The following is a 22,743-nucleotide window of genomic DNA, read 5'->3' as shown; positions in this document are numbered from 1 at the left end:
TCTCCTCACTGCACGCAGATGATTTCGACGCGGCGGTTCTGCGCCATGTTGGCGGCGCTGGTGTTGGGCACCCGCGGATCGCGCTCACCGTAGCCGCGCACATCGACCACATTCGCACCGACACTGCGGGCGACCCGGGCCACCGAATTGGCGCGGTTCCGCGACAGGCGCATGTTGTAGGCGTCCGAAGCGCGGCTGTCGGTATGTCCGGTGATGATATAACCGCGCGCGCCGGCGGAGTTGAAGAACTCGCGCAGGCGCTGCTGGCCGGCGGCGTTGATGTAATATTTGTCGGTGGCAAAGAACTGATCCGCCGGCATCGTGCCGCACAGGTTGCCCCGGCGGCAAACCGGGGTTCCGTCGCGGCGCACATGCGGGGTCATGTACCCCTCGGCGCCGTCATCCATGACCCAGTGTTCGCAGCCGTCCGGATCGACCCAGATGGTCGGGATATAGCGTTCCCCAATCACGGTTTTCGTCCCGGCCTGCGCAATGGTTGCGAACGCGAAGGCCAGCGCAATCGCTGCGGCCAGCGTGGTCAGGGCACGCTGGACCCTTAAATCAATCACCTTTGATGTAGTCACCTTTGATCCCCCGAAAATGACGCCGCCCCCCGATAACCGGGGCCGACTTCGCCTTTATTCCTCTAAGGTTATGAAACTAATCGATACATGTGAAGCAAAAAACCTCCATATATTGAGGCTCCGACCAGAGCGTCCCCCGCACCCATGCAGGGGGTGATCGAAAAAACGACCGGCGCGTTTTCACGAATGTGAAACGAAAACCGGCCGCCGCGCGGGACCGGCGGCGGCATGATCGCAGGGCGCGCGGCGCGCGCCCCCTTCCGGGAGGATCAGCGCAGCTTGCGGGTCTTGCCGCGGATTTCCGGCGACTCGTAATAAATACGGATCATCTCGGCCTTCATCGCGGCCTTGTTGCCCACCAGGTGGTCGTCGCGGCAAAGGCGCTCGGCGATCGCGTGGGCATTGGGATAATCGTAGCCGAAATCGATCAGGCTATCGATGAAGTTGGAGTTGGGACGATCCCAGATCACGTCCTTCCAAGGGCCGCGGAAGCAGCTCACGATCAGCGTATTTCCGTCCGTGATAAGCTTGTAGCCTTCTGCGGACACTTGGCACGCCGTGGCGCTCAATAGGGCCGCGGCAAGGATCACACATCTCATTGGACTACTCCGAAACCAAAGAATTCGTTCGCGTTGATGCTCCGCCGTATTCTGACCGACAGCAAGCTGAGATCGGTCGAAAGACTGACGCCATCATACACCGCCGAAAACATAGGCAAATTTTCCGCAACAATTAGATTAATACTTGAAACAATTCCGAGCCTTCACAGGAACATTTTCAACCTGCAAGACAAACGGATCCCGAGATCCGGGGATTTGGCGATGTGCACCGCGCCGAATCGTCGCCGCGCCGGCGCGGGACCGCTCAGCGTGACAGCTCTCCGGCCAGCGAATTTGGCCCCGAACTGACGATTCTGACCCGCGCCAGATCGCCGGGGGCGATGGCGTCGCTGTCCACATGCACCGCGTGCAGATAGTCGGACTTGCCCACCATCTGGCCGGGCATACGGCCCGATTTCTCGAACAGGACACTGACCTCGCGGCCCACCATCGCGTCCTGCAACGCCCGCTGCTGGCGGGTCAGCAGCGCCTGCAACCGCTGCAGGCGGTCGTCCTTTTCCGCCTCGCTCACCTGGGCGCGCTCGGCCGCCGGGGTGCCGGGGCGGGTGGAGTATTTGAACGAAAAGGCCGAGCCGTATTGCACCGCCTCGACCAGCGCCATTGTATCCCGGAAATCCGCTTCGGTCTCTTCGGGAAAGCCGACGATGAAGTCGCCCGACATGTGCAGATCGGGCCGCGCCGCGCGCAGCCGCTCGATCAGCCGCAGATATTGCTCGGCGGTGTGCGACCGGTTCATCCGTTTCAGGATGCGGTCGCTGCCCGACTGCACCGGCAGGTGCAGATAGGGCATCAGTTTCGGACAGTCGGCGTGGGCCTCGATCAGATCCTCGGCCATGTCATTGGGGTGCGAGGTGGTGAACCGGATCCGCTCCAGCCCGTCGACATCGTTCAGCGCCCAGATCAGCCGCGCCAGCGACCAGTCGGCGCCATCCGGGCCAACCCCATGATAGGCATTGACGTTCTGGCCCAGCAGGGTGATCTCGCGCACCCCGCGCTCGACCAGATCGCGCGCCTCGGTCAGCAGCCGGTCCACCGGGCGCGACACCTCGGCGCCGCGGGTATAGGGCACCACGCAGAAGGCGCAGAACTTGTCGCAGCCCTCCTGCACGGTCAGAAACGCGGTCGGGCCGCGTTTGGCCTTGGGGCGGGCACGCAGCTTCTCGAACTTGTCCTCTTCGGGGAAATCGGTGTCGAGCGCCTTTTCCCCGGCACGCGTCTTCGCCTCCATCTCGGGCAGACGGTGATAGCTTTGCGGGCCGACCACCAGATCGACCAGAGGCTGGCGGCGCATGATCTCCTGGCCCTCGGCCTGGGCGACACAGCCGGCCACGCCGATCTTCAGATCCGGTCGCGCCGCCTTCAGCCCCTTGAACCGGCCCAGTTCGGAATAGACCTTTTCCGCCGCCTTTTCCCGGATATGGCAGGTGTTCAGCAGAATCATGTCGGCATCGTCAGGCGTCTTTGTCTCGACATAGCCCTGTCCGCCCAGTGCCTCGGCCATCCGTTCGCTGTCATAGACGTTCATCTGACAGCCATAGGTCTTGATATAGAGTTTCTTCGGCGCGGTCATCGGGTCAGCTTTCGCGGCTACGGGGTCGGTCGCCGGACATAGGGCTTTGCCCGGCGTCTTGCAATGACGGCCCGAATACCCGACTCTGCGCCAAAACGCCAGCCGACCGGCGGATAGGCAGGGTCATGGAATACGCATCGCTGCAGGATTTTCTGAGAGAGGGCAAACAGGCGCTGGCCAGGGGGCCGGTGGCGCTGATCTTTGTCGAGGACGAGGTCGAGCTGGACACCACCCTGCGCCACTACTTGCAATGCGGGTTCAGGGCGGTGCTCGCCCTTATGCCGCCCGCCTTCGATCTGCCCAAAGACCTGGCCAAAGATCTGGCCGGAGAACCGGGGGCAGACCAGAGCGCCGATCCGGCCGGCCGGGTGCACCGGATCAGCTTTGACTGCAGTCAGCCGCAAACAGTGTTCGACGCGGTGAACCAGGTCATCGAGGCCGCGCCGGGCATCTGGCTCTATTACGGCTACAACGCTGAATACCTGTTCTACCCGTTCTGCGAGACCCGGACCGTGGGCGAGATGCTGGCCTTTCACGCCGAAGAGCGGCGCGATGCCATGCTCGCCTATGTGATCGACCTTTATGCAGGCGACTTGGCGGCCTATCCCGATGCCATCTCGCTGGACGAGGCGTTTCTGGACAAATCGGGGTACTATGCGCTGGCCCGGCCCGATCCGGGCAATCACAATCACCCCAAAGAGCGGCAGCTCGATTTCTTCGGCGGGCTGCGCTGGCGATATGAGGAGCATATCCCCCAGACCAGCCGCAAGATCGACCGCATCGCGCTGTTCCGTGCCAGGCCGGGCCTGCGGCTGCGTCCCGACCACACCTTCAACGATGAGGAATACAACACCTATGCCTGTCCCTGGCACCACAACCTGACGGCGGCGGTGTGTTCCTTCCGCACCGCCAAGGCGCTAAAGTCCAACCCCGGATCGACCTTCGACATCAAGAGTTTCCTCTGGCACAAGTCCGCCCCGTTCGAATGGCATTCTCGGCAATTGATGGATCTGGGCCTGATGGAACCGGGGCAGTGGTTCTAAACGCCCCGCAGTGCCACGGACGCCCGGTCTGTTTCCGGCCGGAAGTATCCCGGGGCTGAGGCCGCAGGCCGAGGGGGCAGAGCCCCCTGCCAAGGTTCGCGCCTAACTGCGGTCCAGCAACACCGGGAACCAGTCCTCGCGCAGCCGCTGGCCCGGCGTCATGTCGTGCCCCGGAAACGGCGGCGAGGTCGGGCCGGGGCGCTCGACATAGCGCGCATCGTCCCCCACCAGCCGGATCGAGAAGGCACGCCGGCGCCCATCACTGGTATTGCCCCGCGCGCCGTGCAGTGTGCGGAAATTGAACGCCACCGCGTCGCCCGGCGCCATCTCGTATTCGACGATGCGCATACCCTCGGCCTCGGGATCGGGCACCGGCATGTACTGCCCCTCGTCGGGGAAAAAGCCTGCCGCGCTGACCCAGCGGGTCGGCAGAACCTCTTTGTCCCAGCGGTGCGATCCGGCGACACAGCGCAGCGTCGCCTCGCGCACCGGATCGAGCGGCGACCAGAAACTGACGGTCTGTTCACCCTCGACGAAATAATAGGGCCCGTCCTGATGCCAAGGGGTGGCCATCGAGGTGCCCGGCTCCTTGACCAGAACATGGTCATGGAACATCTGCACGCGCCGCGACCCCATCAGATCGGCGGCGACCCCAGCCACCGGCGAGGCGTTCACCACCTCGGCGAGTTCGGGGATGCGCTGCCAGTTACAGTAATCGTCAAAGAACCGCCCGGTCTCGCCCGCCTTGTCATTGTTCGAGGCATAGGGACCGGGCGACGCCATATTGGCCGCCACGCCCTCCCGCAGGGTCTCCACATGATCGGCGAACAGCCCCCGCACCAGCACCACGCCGTCGCGCCGATAGGTGTCGATATCGTCTTGGGTCAACAGCGGATGGATCATTGCGCGGGCTCCCTTCCACCGCAGACTGGCCCGGCGGCACAGCAAGGTTCAAGCGCAAAACGCCGAACCGGCGGCGCGGATCTCAGGATTTGCGGCGCAGCCGGATGACCACGTCCACCGCCGCGATCTCGGCCCCCTCGGGCGCGTCGGGCAGGCGGGCGATTTCCAGCTGGTCGGCGGGTGCATCGGACAGCCGGCCGTCGTCTTCCCAAAAGAAGTGCGGGTGATCGTGGGTGTTGGTGTCGAAATAGCTTTTCGATCCGTCCACGGTGATCTCGTTCAGCACGCCGGCCTCGCAAAAGGCGCGCAGCGTGTTGTAGACCGTGGCCAGCGACACCGCCGCCCCGGTCTGGCGGGCCGCCTCGAACAGGCTTTCCGCCGTCACATGGCGATGTTGCCCGTCGCCGATCAGCAGCTCGGCCAGGGCAACGCGTTGCCGCGTCGGGCGCAGCCCGGCCCGCGCCAGCCAGTCGGTGGCGTATGTCGACCTTTCCGACGTCATTATCCGCCCTCGTCCGTCATCGTGGCGGTATATATAGGGCGGTCGGGCGCCGAAATACAATTGATTTTCATTCGCATCCGCAATCCGCAGCGCCGCCGCCCCCTGCCGCCGCGACGCTCAGCGCACTTGCAGGACCCTTCGGCGCGATGCTAGAGGGTCGCAGATGCAATCAGACGGCAAGCAGGAGACGCGGCAGCATGGCCCAGTACCCCAGCAGTTTTGACAAAGAGGACTTGTTGAAATGCGCCCGGGGCGACCTTTTCGGTCCCGGCAACGCGCAACTCCCCGAACCGCCGATGCTGATGATGGACCGCATCACCGAGGTCAGCGCCGATGGCGGGGCCAACGGCAAGGGCCATGTGGTGGCGGAATTCGACATTCACCCGGACCTGTGGTTCTTCGCATGCCACTTTCCCGGCAACCCGATCATGCCCGGCTGCCTGGGCCTGGACGGGCTGTGGCAGCTCACCGGATTCAATCTGGGCTGGCGCGGCTGGCAGGGGCGCGGCTATGCTCTGGGTGTGGGTGAGGTCAAACTCACCGGAATGGTGCGCCCGGATCGCAAGATGCTGACATATTACGTCGATTTCACGAAAGCCGTTCAGACCCGCCGCCTGACCATGGGCGTTGCCGACGGTCGGGTCGAGGCCGACGGCGAGGTAATTTATCAGGTCAAGGACATGAAAGTCGCGCTGTCCGAAAGCTGACCCAAACGGAAAGGAGCACGCCATGCGCCGCGTGGTCGTTACAGGGCTGGGCATTGTCTCGTCCATCGGAAACAACGCCGAAGAGGTGACCGCCGCGCTGAAGGCCGGCCGGTCCGGCATCATCGCCAGCGAGGCGATGGCCGAACATGGCTTTCGCAGCCGGGTGGCCGGGGCGATCAACATCGACCCGACCGAGCATGTCGACAAGCGCACCCTGCGTTTCATGGGGCCCGGGGCGGCCTATTCCCATATCGCTATGTCCGAGGCGATCGCCGATGCCGGCCTCGAGGAGGGCGACATCGTCAACCCGCGCACCGGGCTTGTCGCCGGGTCCGGCGGCCCCTCGACCAGTGCCCTGCTGACCGCGCATCAGACCGTCCTGACAACCGGCGCGACCAAGCGGATCGGCCCCTTTGCCGTGCCCAAGTGCATGTCGTCCACGATCTCGGCCAACCTTTCGACCGCCTTCAAGATCAAGGGCATCAACTATTCCATCACCTCGGCCTGCTCGACCTCGCTGCATTGCATCGGCAATGCCGCCGAACAGATCATGATGGGCAAGCAGGACGTGATGTTCGCCGGCGGCGGCGAGGAACTGGACTGGACGCTGTCCTGCCTGTTCGATGCGATGGGCGCGATGTCCTCGAAATACAACGACACGCCCGAGACCGCCTCGCGCGCCTTTGACGCCGGCCGCGACGGTTTTGTGATCTCCGGCGGCGGCGGCATCGTCGTGCTGGAAGAGCTGGAGCACGCCCGCGCGCGCGGTGCCAAGATCTATGCCGAGGTGACCGGATTTGCCGCCACATCGGACGGCCATGACATGGTGGCCCCCTCCGGCGAGGGCGGCGAACGGGCGATGCGGCTGGCGCTTCAGACCCTGCCCGAGGGCCGCAAGGTCAGCTATATCAACGCCCATGGCACCTCGACGCCGGTCGGCGACGTCGGCGAGGTCGAGGCGGTGCGCCGCGTCTTCGGTCAGGGGACGACCCCGCCGATCAGTTCGACCAAATCAATGACCGGCCACGCCCAGGGCGCCGCCGGCGCGCTGGAGGCGGTCTTCTGCCTGCTGATGCTCGAAAACGATTTCATCGCGCGCTCGATCAACGTCGAAACGCTGGATCCGGCGCTTGATCCTTCGGAAATCGCGCTGGAAACGGTGACCGGGGCCGGGCTGGACAGCGTCATGACCAACAGCTTTGGCTTTGGCGGCACCAACGGATCCATGATCCTGTCGAAATTTCACGGGTAATTCAGAACATGTCGGATTCATTGAAGGGTAAACGCGGGCTGATCATGGGGGTCGCCAATGATCGCTCGATCGCGTGGGGAATCGCCAGGGCCATGCATGAGGCCGGGGCGGACCTCGCCTTTACCTATCAGGGCGAGGCCTTCGGCAAACGGCTGGAGCCGCTGGCGGCGCAGGTCGGCTCGGATTTCATGGTCGATGTGGACGTGACCGACGACGCCTCGCTCGACGCGGCCTTCGACGCGCTGGCGGACCGCTGGCCGAGCATCGACTTTCTGGTCCATGCCATCGCCTATTCCGACAAATCGGAACTGACGGGGCGGATCCTGAACACCAGCCGCGCCAACTTCAAGAACTCGATGGACATCAGCGCCTATTCCTTCATCGAGGTGGCCCGCCGGGCGCATCCGCTGATGAAGGATAACGGCGGCACGCTGATCACGCTGACCTATCAGGGCTCGACCCGCGTGGTGCCCAACTACAACGTGATGGGTGTGGCCAAGGCGGCGCTGGAATCGATCACCCGCTATCTGGCCAACGATCTGGGCCGCGACGGCATCCGCGTCAACGCGATCTCGCCCGGCCCGATGAAGACGCTGGCCGGCGCCGCCATCGGCGGCGCGCGCAAGACCTACAAGTTCACCGATCAGAACGCGCCACTGGGCTCCAATGCCACGCTTGAGGCGGTCGGCGGCACCGCCGTCTATCTCGCCTCCGAGGCGGGGGCCTTTACCACCGGCGAGATCATCCGCGTCGATGGCGGGTATCACGTGTTGGGGATGCCGCAGCCGGAAAACCTGTAAGGCCGGGGGCCCGGCGCGGCCAACGTCGGACCGGTCTGAACCGCGCAGGCGCGCCGTCTTGGCCGCGGTCGTTATGATTTTGCGTCCAGATTGCGGATATGGCGGTCGATTTCACGCGCGGTCAACGGACCTCCATGACCAAGAAAGAAACGCGTGCAGCCTTGCGACAACAAAAGTCGCAGCGACGCCGCCACTTGGCGTGGGGATTCCTCGAACGGCGGCTGTATCGGCCGGTTCTTCCGTGCGATGCCGCCGAGAAGTATCCCGGACGCGGCCAGATCCCCTGCCAGAACGCCGCCATTCTCCAGCAGCAGCGAGAGCGACCCGGGCGTATGGCCGGGCGTGAACAGAAGGCGCGCCGATATCCCGTAATCAGACAGATCGTGCCCGTCGCCCGAAACGATCAGGTCCGGCGTGAAATAACGGAATGGCCGCTGAATCGCGCCCGTCATGCGAAACAACCGGCCGAACCACCGCGTCGGCAGAAAAATCGGGGTCCTGCCCTGGCAATAGGCAAGCTCGGCTTCATGCGCGATGATCGGCGCCGAGGACAGGTCCCGCAGATCGGCGGCGGAACCGGCATGGTCGATATGGGCATGGGTCAGAACGATCAGCCTGAGATTTGACCAACCCAATCCGTTTTTCTTCAGGGCGTTTTCGACCCGCCGCGCCGAGTTGGGAAGGCCGGTGTCCACCAGAATTGCACTGTCTCCCTTGATCAGGAGAAACGCATTCAACATCCCAAAGGGCAGCATGGGGATCGTCTCTATCCGGGGATTTGTCATAGCGTCCTGGCCTTGTTTGTCTTTATGATGCGTTCCGGAACCGTAGTTCGCACGGCGGTTTCCGGGCCTCAATTAGGTACTTTTTTGTAACGCGAGGGGAACAGGTGCGAGACACAGCAGCTCAGATCAGGCCATGGTCGGTGCCCGAAACCGGAGAGTGCCCGGTCGCGGAAACGCTCAGGACGCTGGGCGGCAAGCACAAGGCCAGCATCCTGCATTGTCTGACCCTGGGCGAGCTTCATTTCCTGGAATTGACGCGTGCGCTGGACGGTATCAGCCGCAAGGTCCTTGCCGAACAACTGCGCGACCTGCTCGACAGCGGTCTGGTCGAACGGGTGCAGAAACAGGATGCCCGCCAGCGCGTCGGATACTCGCTGACCGAAAAGGGACTGGCCCTGGGCGCCATTCTTTCACAGCTTTACGATTGGGCAGAGACGTATCAGCCCGGGGCGTGAACCAGACTGCCACACTGTTTCATTTCTGCGGCTTCAAAATTGTCGTAGGGCATGGGTGCCCATTCCCGTGCAAACAGATGTGCGGTAACGCCGGCCCCACCTTGGGTCACAGATCAGTCGCCGGGCGTTTCTCCTGCCCGCTCTCGAACCCTTTGCGCCAAATCGCGACGGAACGCCTCACCATCGCCGAACTCGACAAAGCCGCCATATTGCCCATGCGGATCCTCGACCCGGCGGGCATGTTTGATCGGGCACCAGTAGGCCTCGGTGCGGGCGGAAACCTCACGCGCATAGGCGATCAGCCCGTTGGCATAACCGCAATAGACGCAGTTCAGCTTTTGCAGCCCGTTCAGATAAGCCAGATGGTGACGGTCGATGGCGATATAGTCGGCGCGCCGAACCCTCTCGATCCGGTAGACCCGAAAGCACACCGCCTGATAGAGGCTCACGAAAATGTCCAGCAGAACCAGCGGCACGATCAGCGCATAGATCAGCGGGGCGGTCAGCACCACCAGCGGCCGGGTACGCGACAGGAAACTCAGCCATCCCTCGCGCAGTTCGCGGTGGCGCCGCCGCATGTCCGCATCGAACACCACCCGCCCGCGCTCAACCCGGTAGCGGAAGGCGGCGCGGCGGGCCTCGATCTCGTCCTGAACCGCCTCTTGAAGATCGCGGAGGCGGTTCAGCAACTCGTCCAGACGTGACGGCATCTCGGCCTCCTTGTTCACCCCGCGCAGTTGAGCACAGAGCGCCGCAAAGGGCCATGCCGCTCAGGCAGCGGGGTCAGACGATCTCGACCAGTTCGATGGCAAAGGTCAGATCCTGACCGGCCAGCGGGTGGTTGGCGTCCAGCGTCACAGTCGCCTCGTCGGTGGCGATCACGGTGACCGGCATCGCCTGCCCGTCGGGCGTCTGCATCTGCAGGCGCGAGCCGACCTCCAGCGGGATGTCGTCGGGGATGCCTTCGCGCGGGATCGCCTGCCGGGCATCGGGATTGACCGGGCCGTAGGCCTCGTCGCAGGGCACCTCGACGGTCTTGGCCTCGCCAGTCGCCATGCCCGGAATCGCGCTGTCCAGACCGGGAATGATCTGGCCGGATCCGACGGTGAATTCCAGCGGCTCACGCCCCTCGGAACTGTCGAACCGGCTGCCGTCCTTCAGCGTTCCCGTGTAGTGAATGCGGACCGTGTCTCCGGTTTTTACTGTCGTCATGAATGCTCCGATATTTCGCGTGACTTGAGCCCCCAAGCCTAAAGGCTCATGCCCGGATGTAAACCCGAGGGGCCGGGCAGCCGCCGGGGCGGGCCGATCCGCCGGTCGCCCGGACACATCCGCGTGCGCTGCGGCGCGTCGCCCCTTTTCCCGTTCCGGCCTCTGTGCAACTCTGCCGGCGAAAGGAACCTTTGATGCCCATAACAACCGCCGTTTTCGATGCCTATGGCACCTTGTTCGATGTCACCGCCGCCGCCCGCCAGGCGGCGGCAGAGCCGGACTTTCCCGCCCTTGCCGACCGCTGGGCGGCGCTGGCCGCGCATTGGCGGCAGAAACAGTTGCAATACAGCTGGTTGCGCGCCGTGACCGGGGCCCATACGGATTTCTGGCAGGTCACTCAGGACGGGCTCGACTGGTCGCTTGAGGCCGCCGGGCTGGACGGCGATGCCGAGCTGCGCGCCCGCCTGCTGGCGCTTTACTGGGAACTGGGCGCCTATCCCGAGGTTCCCGGCATGCTCGCCCGGCTCAAAGAGATGGGGCTGAACACCGCCATCCTGTCCAACGGCTCGCCCGACATGCTGGACGGCGCGGTGCAATCGGCGGGTGTCGGCGCGCTGCTCGACGATGTGCTCTCGGTCGAAAGTGTCGGCGTCTTCAAACCCGATTCGCGGGTCTACGATCTGGTCGGCGGGCGGTTTGGCTGCGACAAGGATCAGGTGCTGTTCGTGTCCTCCAACGGCTGGGACGCGGCGGCGGCGGCGGGTTACGGGTTCGTCACCGCCTGGGTCAACCGCGGCGGCGAGCCGGTGGACCGCCTGCCCTGGCGCCCGGATCACATCCTCACCGACCTCACGCAGATCCCCGAGCTGGCAGCGCAGGCATGAGTTTTTTCACCACCTGCGACGGCATCCGCCTGCACTATACCGATGCCGGAGCGGGCCAGCCGCTCCTGTGCCTCGCCGGGCTGACCCGCAATGGGCTGGATTTCTCCTTTCTTGCGCCGCACCTGACCGATCTGCGGCTGATCACGCTGGACAGCCGCGGACGCGGCGCCTCGGACTTCGATCCCGATTTCATGAATTACAACGTCCTGCGCGAGGCGCAGGACGCCATCGCCCTGCTGGACCATCTGGGACTGGACAGGGTCACCGTTCTGGGCACCTCGCGCGGCGGGCTGCTGGCGATGGCACTGGCCGCGAGCCACCCCGACCGGCTGGCGGGCGTGATCCTCAACGACATCGGCCCGGTGGTCGGCGCGCAGGGGATCGCACGGATCATGGATTACGTCGGCAGGAAACCCAGGGCAAAGACGCTGGACGCCGCCGCCGCCGATCTGAAGGTCGCGATGGAGCGGGACTTTCCCGGCGTCCCCCTGACGGTCTGGCGCCGGCAGGCGAAATACCAGTACCGACCGACCGGCGACGGGCTGGAGCTGCGCTATGATCCCAAGCTGCACAAGGCGCTGCTGGAACAGGCCGCCACCGGGGCGGTGCCGGACATGTGGATGTTCTTCGCGGCGCTGCGCGGTATGCCGCTGGGCGTGCTGCGGGGGGCGAATTCCGACATCCTCACCCATGAGACGCTGGAAGAGATGCGCCTGCGACACCCCGGCATGATCTCGGCCGAGGTGCCCGACCGCGGCCATGTCCCCTTTCTCGACGAACCGCAATCGCTGGCGCTGATCCGCCGCCTACTGGAAGACGCAAGATGAGTAACATCGACATGATCGAGGCCGCCGCCGGGCGGCTGGCCGGCCACGCGCGGCGCACGCCGCTTCTGTCCTCGCCGTTTCTGGACGAGATCGCCGGCCGCCGGGTGCTGGTGAAACCCGAATGCCTGCAACACACCGGCAGCTTCAAGTTCCGCGGCGGCTGGTCGGCAATCTCGGCGCTGGCGCCCGAGGTGCGGGCGCGCGGCGTCATCGCCTTTTCCAGCGGCAACCATGCCCAGGGCGTGGCCTACGCGGCCAGGCTGCACGGGGTTTCGGCGGTGATCATCATGCCGTCCGACGCGCCGAAGATGAAGATCGACAACACCCGCGCGCTGGGGGCCGAGGTGGTGCTCTACGACCGCGCCAACGAGGACCGCGATGCGCTGGGGGCGAAACTGGCGACCGAGCGCGGGCTGACGCTGATCAAGCCCTTTGACGAGCCGCTGGTGATCGCGGGCCAGGGCACCACCGGTCTGGAGATCGCCGAACAGGCCGCCGACGAGGGCGTGAGCCAGGCCGATGTTCTGGTGCCCTGCGGCGGCGGCGGGCTGACCGCCGGCATCGCGCTGGCGCTGGAGGCCCGCGCGCCGGGCCTGCGTGTGCGCCCGGCCGAGCCCGAGGGGTTCGACGACACCGCCCGCTCCCTCGCCTCCGGCAAGATCGAGCGCAACAAACGGCTGTCGGGATCACTCTGCGATGCGATCATCACGCCGCAACCGGGCGAGATCACCTTTCCTATCAACAAGCGTCTGTGCGGCCCCGGCCTCGTGGTGACAGAGGACGAGGCGCTGCATGCCATGGCACTGGCTTTCGCCCGGCTCAAGATCGTGATCGAACCGGGCGGCGCGGTGGCGCTCGCCGCCGCCCTGTTCCGTCCCGACCGGATCGCCGGCGATGCGGTGATCGCGGTGGCCTCGGGCGGCAATGTCGATGCCGGCGTGTTCCGCGCCGCGTTGGAACGCTTCTCCGAGCAGGGCGCGCCCTGAGCGAATGATGCGGCCTGCATTCCACTTGTTGAAACCGTTTGATTCCGATCAAGGCGCGTACAGTCCCCCCCATTCATGATGAGCGCGCCAGGAAAAACCGGGCAGATCCGAGGGAGTACTGAGAGAAATGGTTGATTTTACCGTAAACGGGCCTGTTCTGGAAACGGTCATAGGAACCGCAGGCGAAGACCGCCTGACCTATAGACTCGTCTCCGGCCCCGGGGGTGTGATCCTGGATTCGCTGACGCTCAGCGCCGGCGGCGGTTATGACGGCAATTTCCAACCGACCGACGGCGATGCCACGTCCTTTACCGGGATCGAGCATTTCACCTTTATCGACAAGGTTGGCGGCGACGACGTCATAACCACCGGCGACGGCATCGACATCCTGAGGGGCCAAGGCGGCAAGGATGTTCTGAACGGCGCCGGAGGCAGCGACGAGCTCTCCGGCGGAAAAGGGCGGGACAAGCTCTATGGCGGCACCGACGGTGACACGCTCGAGGGCGGCAACGCAAATGACCGGCTGTTCGGCGAGGCCGGCCATGACTCGCTTTACGGCGATGCCGGCAATGACCGGGTCTATGGCGGCGCCGGCAACGATTTCATTGTCGGGGGGGCCGGCGACGACCGGCTGTTCGGCGGCGCTGGCGACGACTTCATCATCGCCGACGACGGGGCGGATGTGGTGGATGCCGGCCTGGGCAACGATCAGGTCGAAATTGCCTTCGACGCCCTCAAAAGGCTGGAAGGTGCCGCAGGCCGTGACATGCTGATGGCCTTTTATGACGGCACAGCGACCGACGCCCTGACCTTCAACATGGCGACCGGGCAGTTCAAATCGACGGACGCCAATATCGACGACAGCACCGCGCTCCGCTTCGAGGATTTCGCCTTCAACGGCGACATCGACGCAAAGGTGATCGGGACCGACGGCCGCAACGAGATCATCGGCGGCTTTGGCGACGACACCCTGTCGGGCAAGGGCGGCAAGGATACGCTCTTTGGGGACGAGGGCGACGATACCCTGCTGGGCAACAAGAAGGCCGACGTGCTGGACGGCGGGCTGGGTGACGATCTGCTGACCGGAGGCGGCGGCGCGGATTTCTTCGACTTCAGCGGCGGCTCCGACACCATCACGGATTTCACCGATGGCATCGACACGGTCAGAATCTACAGCAGCCTGCTGGACGAGGGCACCACGGTCTCTGACCTGATCGACAGCGCCGCCGTCGTCGGCGGCGATACCGTGCTCGCACTGGGGGGCGGAAATGTTCTGACCATCAAGGGGCTGAGCGATCCCGCGCTGCTGACCGGCGATCTTCTGATCGTCTGAGGCCGGAAAGGCAGACCGCCCCGCCGCGCAACCTGTCGCCCGGCGGCGCGGATCCTGCCGACCTTTTCCGCCCCCTTTGCCCCGCCCCGACAAGCGGCTAAAAGGCAGGGACGCAAACAAGGGGGGCGAGGATGCAATTAGCCGATCTGGGCGACGTCCGGCTGCATTACCGGATCGACGGCGACCCCGCCGGCGCGCCGGTGGTGTTCTCCAATTCGCTGGGCACCGATCTGCGGCTGTGGGATGCTGTGCTGCCGCTGCTGCCGCAGGGGCTGAAATTCATCCGCTACGACATGCGCGGCCACGGGCTGTCCTCGATGCCCGAGGGGCCTTATGCGATGGGCGCGCTGGTGCGCGACGCCGAACGGCTGCTCGACCATCTGGAGGTGCGCGACTGCGTCTTTGTCGGCCTCTCCATCGGCGGCATGATCGCCCAGGGGCTGGCGGTCAAGCGGCTGGACCAGATCCGCGCGCTGGTGCTGTCGAACACCGGCGCCAAGATCGGCACCAAGCAGATGTGGGACGAGCGGATCGCCCAGATCCGCGCCCACGGGCTGGACAGCGCCGCCGACGCCACCATGGAGCGCTGGTTCGGCAAGGCATTCCGCGAAAGCGCCGAGATCGCGCTGTGGCGCAACATGCTGACGCGCCAGCCCTTGGATGGCTATCTGGGCTGCGCCGCCGCCATCGGTGGCACCGATTTCTATACCCCCACCAGCGGGCTGCGCCTGCCCGCCCTGGGCATCGCCGGCGATGCCGACGGCGCCACCCCGCCCGATCTGGTGCGCGAGACCGTCGATCTGATCCCCGGCTCGACCTTCCACCTGATCCGCGGCGCCGGGCACCTGCCCTGCGTCGATCAGCCCGTGGCCTATGCCGGGGCGCTCACCGGTTTTCTCACCCAGATCGGTCACGTCTGACCGGAAAGGATCCAAGCAATATGGCCGATTTCCTTCTGATCCACGGCTCCTGCCACGGCGCATGGTGCTGGCGCGACGTGATCCCCGCGCTCGAGGCTCTTGGCCATACCGCGCGGGCGATCGACATGCCCAGCCATGGCGACGATCCCACCCCGATCGAGGAAGTCACGCTGGAGGGGTGCCGCGACGCCATCCTGGCCGCCAGCACGCCCGAAACCATCGTGGTCGGCCATTCCTGGGGCGGCTACCCGATCAGCGCGGCGGGCGAGGCGGCGCCGGACAGGATGCGCGCGCTGATCTACCTCTGCGCCTATGTGCCGGTCTCGGGGCTGTCGATGATCGACATGCGCAAGCGCGGCCCGCGCCAGCCGCTGATGCCCGCGGTACGCCGGGCCGAGGACGGGCTGTCCTATACCTTCGATGCCGACCGGGTGCCGGAGCTGTTCTATCACGACTGCCCCGACGAGGCGGTCGCCTATGCGATGCCCCGGCTCTGCCCGCAGGCGACGCGCCCGCAGACCACGCCGCTGACCCTGAGCGCGCGGTGGGAGGGCCTGCCCAAGGCCTATATCCGCTGCGCCAACGATCAGGCGATCCCGCCGGAATATCAGGCCGAGATGGTGCAGGACTGGCCGCGCGACCGGGTCGCCTCGCTGCCCACCTCGCATTCGCCGTTTTTCGCGGACCCCGCCGGGCTGGCCGCGCTGATCGACCGGCTCGCCGCCGGGTTCTGATCCGCGCTATCCCAACCGGTGCGGCGCAAAGGCCGGGACCGGGGCGGAATAGCCCTTCAGCGGGATCGGCTCCAGGGTGTCGAACCCGACCCCCTCCAGCCCCTCGGCGGCCTGCCGGGTGGCCTGATCGACCAGAACCTGCCCCGGCGCCGCCTTGGAACAGAGCCGCGCCGAGAGGTTCACAGTGGACCCCAGCACGGTGAAATCCATCCGCGCTTTGGCCCCCATCGCCCCCATCACCACCTCGCCCGAGGCGATCCCGATGCCGACATGCAGGTTGTAATCCGGATATTCCTCGAGCAGGCGCGCCATCGCGGCGGTGATCTCCACCGCGCAGCCGACCGCGCGCCGTTCCATCTCATCGCCCTCGAACACCGCCACCAGCGCATCGCCGACGAATTTGTCCACATCACCGCCAAAGGCCTCGACGATCCCGGTCTGCACGTCGAAATAGCTGTTCAGCGCCTCAATCACCACCTCGGGCGAGACCCGTTCGGAAAACTCGGTATAGCCCCGGATGTCGGTAAAGATGACCGACACCCGCCGCCGTTCGCCGCCCCTGTGCATGCCCTTTTCCTGCGCGCTCTGAATCGCCGAAACGGTTCCGCGCGAGACGAACTTCATCAGCTCCAGCCGCTCGCCCAGCTCGCCGATCATGCGGTTGAACCGGTCGGCCAGGTCGCCGATCTCGTCGCGGGCGCGCACCCCCTCGACGCGGGCGGCGAAATCGCCCTCCCCCACACGCTCGGCCACCGCGCCGATCTTGAGGATCGGCCGGGTCAGCTGGCGGGCAAAGATCAGCGCGCCCAGCCCCGCGATCACAAAGCCCACCAGCCCCACGATCAGGATCTGCCGGGTGATCGCGTTGACCACCGCATAGGCGCTGTCCTCGCTCAACTCGGTGATCACCGCCCAGGGAAACCAGTCGGGAAAGGCATAGGCCGCCAGCATCGCGGTGCCGTCAGGGCGCACATAGGGCTCCAGCGCATCCGCCCGGGCGCCGGCCACGATCAGCGGCTGCGCCGAGGCGACAATCTGACGGACGGTCAGCAGATCCTGCCGCTCGCCCAGCGCCCGCCGCCCGGCTTGGTCGATCACGGTGATCTCGCCGCGCTGGGCAAAGGGATGCCGCCGCACCATTTCGCCCAGAACCGACAGTTCGATCTTGGCCGCCATGGTCACCTGCCGCCCGGCGATCGTCGTCTCCAGCGGCAGCGCCAGCGTGGCGATCCAGTCCCCGGTCTCCTCCAGCCGGCCAACCACCGGGCGGCCGAACTGGCCGGTCTCGCCGATCGCCTTGATCAGATCGGCGGACGTGGACAGCGTTTTCACCGGGTTCAGCCCCGCCGCAGCCAGCTTGGCCGCGAACCCCTCGTTGGTTACCAGGATCGGCAGGTCGGAACCCTGCACGGAGAGCTGGAGCGCCACCACCTGCGGCAACTCCTCCAGCCCCAGCGTCAGCAGCGACACCTTTTGCTGCACCCCCAGCTCGGCGCTGTCGATGCCGTTGCGGATCACCATCAGCGGCGTCAGCCACCGCCCCCGGAAGGTGTTGTCGAAGGCCCCGCGCAGCTCGGTCGCGACCGTGGTCAGATCCTCGTTCGCCGCGCTCTTGAGCTCGTCGCGGGTCAGCTGCGTCAGGTTCTGCCCCACCATCACCAGCGGCGCCACCGCCAGCAATGCGGAAAAGGCAAAGAACTTGAGGCGCAGCGGGAACCGCATCGGCGCGCTACTCGTCGCGTGGCCGCGCGGTGATCAACGCCGTGTCGCGCGCCACCCCGCAGACCAGACCGGTGGTGTCCCGCGCCTCGACCGTCACGGTATAGTCGCCCGGCGCAGCGTAGCCGTGCCGCGCCACCGCGCCCGAGGCCCCGGCGCCATCGCCGAACTGCCAGCTCACCCGCACGCCCTGCCCGTCCGGATCGCGCGTGCCGCTGGCGTCAAAGCGCACCACATCGTGCGCCGCGCCCACCGGCACCGTGCGGTCCGGCCCGGCGTCGACGCTCGGTGGCGCATTGACCAGGATGCGCGCGGTATCGCTGCCGGTATCGCAGGCGGCCGCGCCGCTGTCGTCGCGCACGGTCAGCCGCACCTCCAGCGCGCCCGAGGCGTCAAAGCTGCGCTCAACCTGCGCCCCCTCCAGCGTCACACCGTCGCTGAACGTCCACTCATAACCGATGAGCTGGCCATCCAGATCGGTCGAGGGGCCGGCGTCAAACACCACCGCCTCGCCCGGGCAGACCACCCGGTCCGGCCCCGCCAGCGCCGAGGGCGCGGCGTTGACGCGGGCATAGACCTCTTCCGAGCGGCGGCTGCTCAGCAGGCCGGCGCCATCGTCCAGCGTCACCTGCACCGGGAACAGCCCGGGGCGGTCGAACTGGTGGCGCACCTCGGCCCCCTCGGCCGCCCGGCCGTCGCCGAACACCCAGCGCACCTGCGTCTGCGGCGCGGCATCGACCTGCCAGATCACCGGCTCGGCCGGGCAGATCGGCGGCGGCGCATCCAGATTGGCCACCGGCACCGGCCGCACCGTGATCTGCTTGGTCAGGGTCGCGCTGCTGTTCCCGACGCCGGCATCGTCGCGCACCGTCAGCCGCAGATCATAGGTGCCCGGCTGCGCATAGCTGTGCGCCGCCTGTACGCCGCTGGCCACCGCGTTGTCGCCGAAATCCCAGTCATAGGACAGGATCGCCCCGTCGCTGTCGGCCGACAGGCTGGCGTCGAACCGCGCCTCCTGCCCCACCGCCAGCACCGCCGGACCGTCGATCAGCGGCTCCGGCGCGGCATTGGCGACAATGCGATGCACCGCCTCGAGCGCGCCGCAGCCTTCGCCGCCGCCCTCAAGATCGCTGCGCAGCATCACCCGGTAGCTGCCCGGCTCGGCCCAGACATGGCTGACCTCGATCCCCTCCGCCGTGGTGCCATCGCCAAACTCCCAGGTGAAGTTCTTCGGCGTGCCGCCCCCGGACTCGGAAACCTGCGCCCTGAGCGTCACGGACGTGCCGACCGCGGCCCTCTCCGGCCCCGCCACCAGCAGTTCCGGCGCCGGGATCACCTCGACCAGCGCCGTGTCGGTATCCAGCGGGCTGCAGGCGCCCTGCGCCTCGCCGGTGATGGTCAGCGTCACCGTGTAGCTGCCCGGCCGGGTAAAGATGTGTTCCGGCGTGTCGCCGCTGCCGGTGCCGCCATCGCCGAAGGTCCAGCTGAATGCGTTCACCGCCCCGTCCGCATCGGTCGAACCCGAGCCGTCGAACCGCACCTTGGCATTGGCGCAGACCTTCAGATCGGCCCCCGCGTTCGCGATCGGCCCCTCGCGCACCAGCGCCGCGATCCGGTCCAGATCGGTGCCGTAGTCTGTGCCGGTCTCGTTGCGTACCCGCAGCGTCACCGGATAGACCCCCGGCAGTTCATAGGTCTTGGTCGGATTTATCAGGTCCGAGGCGCTGCCGTCGCCGAAATCCCAGGAATAGAGCAGCAGACCGCCATCGGGATCGACACTGTCCGAGGCGTCGAACAGGATCGGCTCGCCCGAGCAGACATCGCGGTTTCCGCCGGCCTCGGCCAGCGGACGGGCCCGGATCGTCACCGCGGTGGCGTCGATCGCCCGCGCATTGGCCAGCCCGGTGCCGTCATCCACCCGCAACGTCACCGGATAGACCCCCGGGTGCGGATAGACATGGGTGACCCGCGCGCCAAAGACCGGGGGCGATCCGTCGCCGAAATCCCAGCGATGGATCAGCGCATCGCCATCGGCGTCAGAGGAGCCGGTGCCGTCGAACTCGACATAGAGCCGCTCGGAGGTCACCGGCGGGCCGGCCTCGGCCAGCGGCGCATTGTTGACGCGGATCGTCACATCGTCGCGCGCGGTGCCATTGCCCACACCGCTGTCGTCGGTGACGATCAGCTGCGCCGACCAGACCCCGGGCGTGACATAGGCCCGCTCGACCGTCGGCGCGTCCAGCGGACTGCCCAGATCGTCGAATTCCCAGCGATAGGCCACTAGCCGCCCGTCCGGGTCAAAGGACTGGCCCGCGTCGAACATCACGCTGTCGCCCGGCGCGATCAGCATGTCCGGCCCGGCCACCGCCACCGGGGCGGCATTGACGGTGATCAGCACCTCGGAATCGTCCTGCGCCGCGCCGCCGCGGAAATCGTCCGCCACGGTCAGCCCGACCCGCTGCAACCCGGGGGCATCAAACACATGCGCCACCCGCGGGCCTTCTTTCCCGGTCCCGTCCGGGAAGCTCCAGCGATAGACCGCGATCTCTCCGTCGGGATCGAGCGAGGCGCGCCCGGACAACACCACATCTTCGCCCGGGGCCACCACCTGCGGCGGGCCGGCATCGGCGATCGGCGTCGCGTTCACCACCACCCGCATGGTGTCACGGTCCACGTTCAGCGGCGCGCCGCTGTCGTCGCGCACAACCAAGGCCACCTCATAGGTGCCGGGCCGCTCATAGGCATGTTCGGCGGTCTGGCCGGTGGCAGAGGCGCCATCGCCGAAATCCCACGTCCAGCTGGCCACACTGCCGTCGCTGTCGGTGGATCCGCCGCCGTCGAACTGGACCACGCTGGTGGTCACGAACTGATCCGGTCCGGCCTCGGCCACCGGCGCGGCATCGACCCGCACCACCTGCGAGGCGGTCTGCACCGCCGAGGCGGTGCCGCTGTCATCGATCACCGTCAGCGTCACGGTAAAGGCGCCCGGCCGGGTCCAGGCATAGTTGACAACCTGCCCCTCGCCCGTGGCCCCGTCACCGAAATCCCAGATATAGGACAGGATCTGCCCGTCCGCGTCGGTCGAGGCCGAGCCGTCCAGCACCGCCAGTTCCGACACCGAGACCGGGCGATCGGGGATCGCAAAGCGCGGCTCGGGCGGGGCATTCACCACGACTGTCATCCGGTCCTGCGCGCTGCCGTTCACCACGCCGCTGTCATCGGTGACCCGCAGCACCACGGAAAAGGTGCCCGACGCGGTAAAGGTATGGGTGACGGTTTCGCCCTCCAGGCGGGCGCCGTCGCCCATCTCCCAGACATAGCTGTCGACCAGCCCGTCGATGTCATAGCTCGCCCCGGCGCTCAGGATCACCGGCTGACCGACCACCGCCTGCCGATCGGCGCCCGCCTCGGCCACTGGGGGGAAGTTGACCGCCACCCGCCGCGTCTCGACCCCGAAGTTGCAGGGATGATCGATACCGTCCTCCACCCGCAGCACGGCGCGGTACTGTCCCGGTGCGGCATAGGCGTGGCTGGCGCGCGCGCCCTCGGCCGTGACGCCATCGCCAAAGCTCCAGCGATAGCGGGTGATCGGGCTGTCCGAGGGCTGCGAGCCGCTGCCGTCAAAGCTGACCGGCTGGCCGGGGGCCACAACGATATCGGGGCCCGGCACCGCCACCGGCGCGTCGCGCACATGCACCGGCAGCGCCAGCGCCGCGCCGCGACCCGGCCGGGTGCCGTCCTCGACCACCTCCAGCCGCGCGGTATAGCGGCCCGGGGCCTCATAGCGATAGGCGATCACCGCCTCGTCCGAGGTGTTGCCATCGCCGAAATCCCACAGGTGGGACACCAGCCCGCCCGCCGTCGATCCGCTGCCGTCAAAGGCGACAGACCGGCAATCGGCCAGCGGCCGGGCGCTGGCCTGAACCGTGGGGCGCGCGGAGTCGGGCGCGCGAACCGGCGGCATCTGCAAGGGCAGCGGATTGCCCTCGGCATCGAACACCGCGAGCGTCACGTCATTGGGCGTTTCGAACCCGCCGCGCAGGCTGAGCGCCAGATTGCTGTCGCCGGTTTCGACACTGTCCGAGGTCCAGAAATCCTGACCCGAAACCCGCAACGGCAGATCGGTGAAATCGCTGACGATCGCCAGCTCGCCATTGGCGCCATCGAAACTCTGCACGGTGAGCGACCCGCCCGCATGGGAGAGATGCACCCAGGTTGCCGGGTTCGAGGCGGCCCAGCGCACCGTCGGACGATAGGAAAAGATCTCCAGCCCCTCGGGCGGGCGGTCACGGTCGCGCACCAGGCTGACGCCCAGCGAATAGCTGTTGCCGTCGTTGCCTTCGGTCCCCTGCACATCGAGGCGGAAATAGGCGCGCTCCCCCACCACTTCGCCCTGACGGGCGCGCAGCGCGGTCAGCGTGACCCAGCGCCCGTCCGCCTCCGGCTCGTTGCGCCAGCTTGTCTCTTTCAGCAACTCGCCCGGTCCGGTCACCGGCGCAAAGTCGATCCGCTCCGCCCGGCCTCCGTCCGCCGCCGGTTCGGGGCGCTCGGCCGCGGTAAAGGCACCTTCGCCGCCGAACAGCCGATAGGTGGTCTCGGAATCGGCGCTGCCGCCATAGGTGAAATCGCCGGTGCCGCCGGTCTCGGGATCGTAAAGTCGCAGATAGACGCGGTCACGCAGATCGGCGGGCAGGCTGAAGAAGATCTGCTCGCGGTGGTCGACATCGCCCTCGCGGCTGGCCGCGCGGCGGCCGTAGACCACCAAGAGTCCCTCTTCCGCGGCGACCGCCTGGGCCTGGGCCATCCCTGCCTCGGCCAGCATCGCCAGTCCCAGCAGCACCCCCGTCCACATCCGTGCGATCCGCATTCTTCACCCTCCGTTACCGGTCCGCGCGCGGCGGCCGGCC

Annotated in this window: 21 protein-coding genes; 11 read left to right on the top strand and 10 right to left on the bottom strand. The window is 66.6% G+C overall.

Annotated elements, in window-relative coordinates; genetic code table 11:
* Positions 1–5: 5 nt before the first annotated feature.
* From E1832_RS06135 to miaB, 3 genes are all read right to left on the bottom strand, one after another.
* Positions 6–521, bottom strand: a complete 516-nt coding sequence (locus E1832_RS06135) for an OmpA family protein (protein ID WP_245513855.1) — start codon at positions 519–521, stop codon at positions 6–8.
* 332 nt (positions 522–853) lie between these two features.
* A complete protein-coding gene (locus E1832_RS06130; protein WP_133358854.1) occupies positions 854–1,183 on the bottom strand; it encodes a hypothetical protein in 330 nt (109 codons plus the stop codon).
* Positions 1,184–1,448: 265 nt separating this feature from the next.
* A complete protein-coding gene (gene miaB, locus E1832_RS06125; RefSeq protein ID WP_133358853.1) occupies positions 1,449–2,774 on the bottom strand; it encodes a tRNA (N6-isopentenyl adenosine(37)-C2)-methylthiotransferase MiaB in 1,326 nt (441 codons plus the stop codon).
* Positions 2,775–2,899: 125 nt separating this feature from the next.
* Between miaB and E1832_RS06120 the strand changes: the two genes are divergently transcribed.
* Positions 2,900–3,817, top strand: a complete 918-nt coding sequence (locus tag E1832_RS06120) for a hypothetical protein (RefSeq protein ID WP_133358852.1) — start codon at positions 2,900–2,902, stop codon at positions 3,815–3,817.
* Positions 3,818–3,919: 102 nt separating this feature from the next.
* Here E1832_RS06120 and E1832_RS06115 read toward each other — a convergent pair whose 3' ends face one another.
* Together E1832_RS06115 and irrA are read right to left on the bottom strand one after the other, a co-directional pair.
* Positions 3,920–4,720, bottom strand: coding sequence for a phytanoyl-CoA dioxygenase family protein (locus E1832_RS06115; protein WP_133358851.1), 801 nt, complete (start codon positions 4,718–4,720; stop codon positions 3,920–3,922).
* Positions 4,721–4,802: 82 nt separating this feature from the next.
* Positions 4,803–5,222, bottom strand: a complete 420-nt coding sequence (gene irrA, locus E1832_RS06110; RefSeq protein WP_133358850.1) for an iron response transcriptional regulator IrrA — start codon at positions 5,220–5,222, stop codon at positions 4,803–4,805.
* A 197-nt stretch (positions 5,223–5,419) separates the two neighbouring features.
* Between irrA and fabA the strand changes: the two genes are divergently transcribed.
* The 3 genes from fabA to E1832_RS06095 are packed head-to-tail and all read left to right on the top strand — an operon-like array spanning position 5,420 to position 7,981.
* Entirely contained in the window at positions 5,420–5,929 is a 510-nt protein-coding gene (fabA, locus tag E1832_RS06105; RefSeq protein ID WP_133358849.1) for a bifunctional 3-hydroxydecanoyl-ACP dehydratase/trans-2-decenoyl-ACP isomerase, read from the top strand.
* 22 nt (positions 5,930–5,951) lie between these two features.
* Positions 5,952–7,181 carry a beta-ketoacyl-ACP synthase I gene (fabB, locus tag E1832_RS06100; protein ID WP_133358848.1) on the top strand — a complete coding sequence of 410 codons (1,230 nt, stop codon included), beginning with the start codon at positions 5,952–5,954 and terminating at the stop codon, positions 7,179–7,181.
* An 8-nt stretch (positions 7,182–7,189) separates the two neighbouring features.
* Complete coding sequence (locus tag E1832_RS06095) at positions 7,190–7,981, top strand: enoyl-ACP reductase FabI (RefSeq protein WP_133358847.1); 792 nt, start codon at positions 7,190–7,192, stop codon at positions 7,979–7,981.
* A gap of 71 nt (positions 7,982–8,052) precedes the next feature.
* Here the strand turns inward: E1832_RS06095 and E1832_RS06090 are convergent, their stop codons facing one another.
* The gene (locus E1832_RS06090; RefSeq protein ID WP_245513849.1) at positions 8,053–8,736 is read right to left on the bottom strand and encodes an MBL fold metallo-hydrolase; all 684 of its coding nucleotides are present in this window, start codon (positions 8,734–8,736) and stop codon (positions 8,053–8,055) included.
* A 134-nt stretch (positions 8,737–8,870) separates the two neighbouring features.
* Here E1832_RS06090 and E1832_RS06085 point away from each other — a divergent pair, with 134 nt between their 5' ends.
* Complete coding sequence (locus E1832_RS06085; RefSeq protein WP_165978811.1) at positions 8,871–9,221, top strand: winged helix-turn-helix transcriptional regulator; 351 nt, start codon at positions 8,871–8,873, stop codon at positions 9,219–9,221.
* Between the two features lie 113 nt (positions 9,222–9,334).
* Here the strand turns inward: E1832_RS06085 and E1832_RS06080 are convergent, their stop codons facing one another.
* Both E1832_RS06080 and E1832_RS06075 read right to left on the bottom strand, forming a co-directional pair.
* Positions 9,335–9,931, bottom strand: coding sequence for a hypothetical protein (locus E1832_RS06080; RefSeq protein ID WP_133358844.1), 597 nt, complete (start codon positions 9,929–9,931; stop codon positions 9,335–9,337).
* A 73-nt stretch (positions 9,932–10,004) separates the two neighbouring features.
* Positions 10,005–10,433 (bottom strand): FKBP-type peptidyl-prolyl cis-trans isomerase, encoded by a 429-nt coding sequence (locus E1832_RS06075; RefSeq protein ID WP_133358843.1) that lies wholly within the window; start codon positions 10,431–10,433, stop codon positions 10,005–10,007.
* A 194-nt stretch (positions 10,434–10,627) separates the two neighbouring features.
* Between E1832_RS06075 and E1832_RS06070 the strand changes: the two genes are divergently transcribed.
* The 6 genes from E1832_RS06070 to E1832_RS06045 all read left to right on the top strand — a co-directional run bounded on the left by E1832_RS06070 (position 10,628) and on the right by E1832_RS06045 (position 16,117).
* Positions 10,628–11,317, top strand: coding sequence for a haloacid dehalogenase type II (locus E1832_RS06070; RefSeq protein ID WP_133358842.1), 690 nt, complete (start codon positions 10,628–10,630; stop codon positions 11,315–11,317).
* The gene (locus tag E1832_RS06065) at positions 11,314–12,144 is read left to right on the top strand and encodes an alpha/beta fold hydrolase (protein WP_133358841.1); all 831 of its coding nucleotides are present in this window, start codon (positions 11,314–11,316) and stop codon (positions 12,142–12,144) included. The genes E1832_RS06070 and E1832_RS06065 overlap by 4 nt, the downstream gene beginning before the upstream one ends.
* Positions 12,141–13,130 (top strand): threonine ammonia-lyase, encoded by a 990-nt coding sequence (locus E1832_RS06060; protein WP_133358840.1) that lies wholly within the window; start codon positions 12,141–12,143, stop codon positions 13,128–13,130. The genes E1832_RS06065 and E1832_RS06060 overlap by 4 nt, the downstream gene beginning before the upstream one ends.
* Positions 13,131–13,257: 127 nt before the next feature.
* Entirely contained in the window at positions 13,258–14,463 is a 1,206-nt protein-coding gene (locus E1832_RS23095) for a calcium-binding protein (RefSeq protein WP_133358839.1), read from the top strand.
* A 131-nt stretch (positions 14,464–14,594) separates the two neighbouring features.
* Positions 14,595–15,383 carry a 3-oxoadipate enol-lactonase gene (gene pcaD / locus E1832_RS06050; protein WP_133358838.1) on the top strand — a complete coding sequence of 263 codons (789 nt, stop codon included), beginning with the start codon at positions 14,595–14,597 and terminating at the stop codon, positions 15,381–15,383.
* A gap of 20 nt (positions 15,384–15,403) precedes the next feature.
* Positions 15,404–16,117: an alpha/beta fold hydrolase gene (locus E1832_RS06045; RefSeq protein ID WP_133358837.1), complete on the top strand. Its 714-nt coding sequence runs from the start codon at positions 15,404–15,406 to the stop codon at positions 16,115–16,117.
* Between the two features lie 6 nt (positions 16,118–16,123).
* Here E1832_RS06045 and E1832_RS06040 read toward each other — a convergent pair whose 3' ends face one another.
* Together E1832_RS06040 and E1832_RS06035 are read right to left on the bottom strand one after the other, a co-directional pair.
* Positions 16,124–17,839, bottom strand: coding sequence for an adenylate/guanylate cyclase domain-containing protein (locus E1832_RS06040; protein WP_133358836.1), 1,716 nt, complete (start codon positions 17,837–17,839; stop codon positions 16,124–16,126).
* A gap of 7 nt (positions 17,840–17,846) precedes the next feature.
* A complete protein-coding gene (locus E1832_RS06035; RefSeq protein WP_133358835.1) occupies positions 17,847–22,703 on the bottom strand; it encodes a PKD domain-containing protein in 4,857 nt (1,618 codons plus the stop codon).
* Positions 22,704–22,743: the final 40 nt, after the last annotated feature.

The organism is Antarcticimicrobium luteum (assembly GCF_004358185.1).
In the GTDB taxonomy this organism is placed as follows: Bacteria; Pseudomonadota; Alphaproteobacteria; order Rhodobacterales; family Rhodobacteraceae; genus Antarcticimicrobium; species Antarcticimicrobium luteum.
The sequence above is the reverse complement of the archived record's forward strand: the minus strand, read 5'-3'. Positions and strand labels throughout refer to the sequence as shown.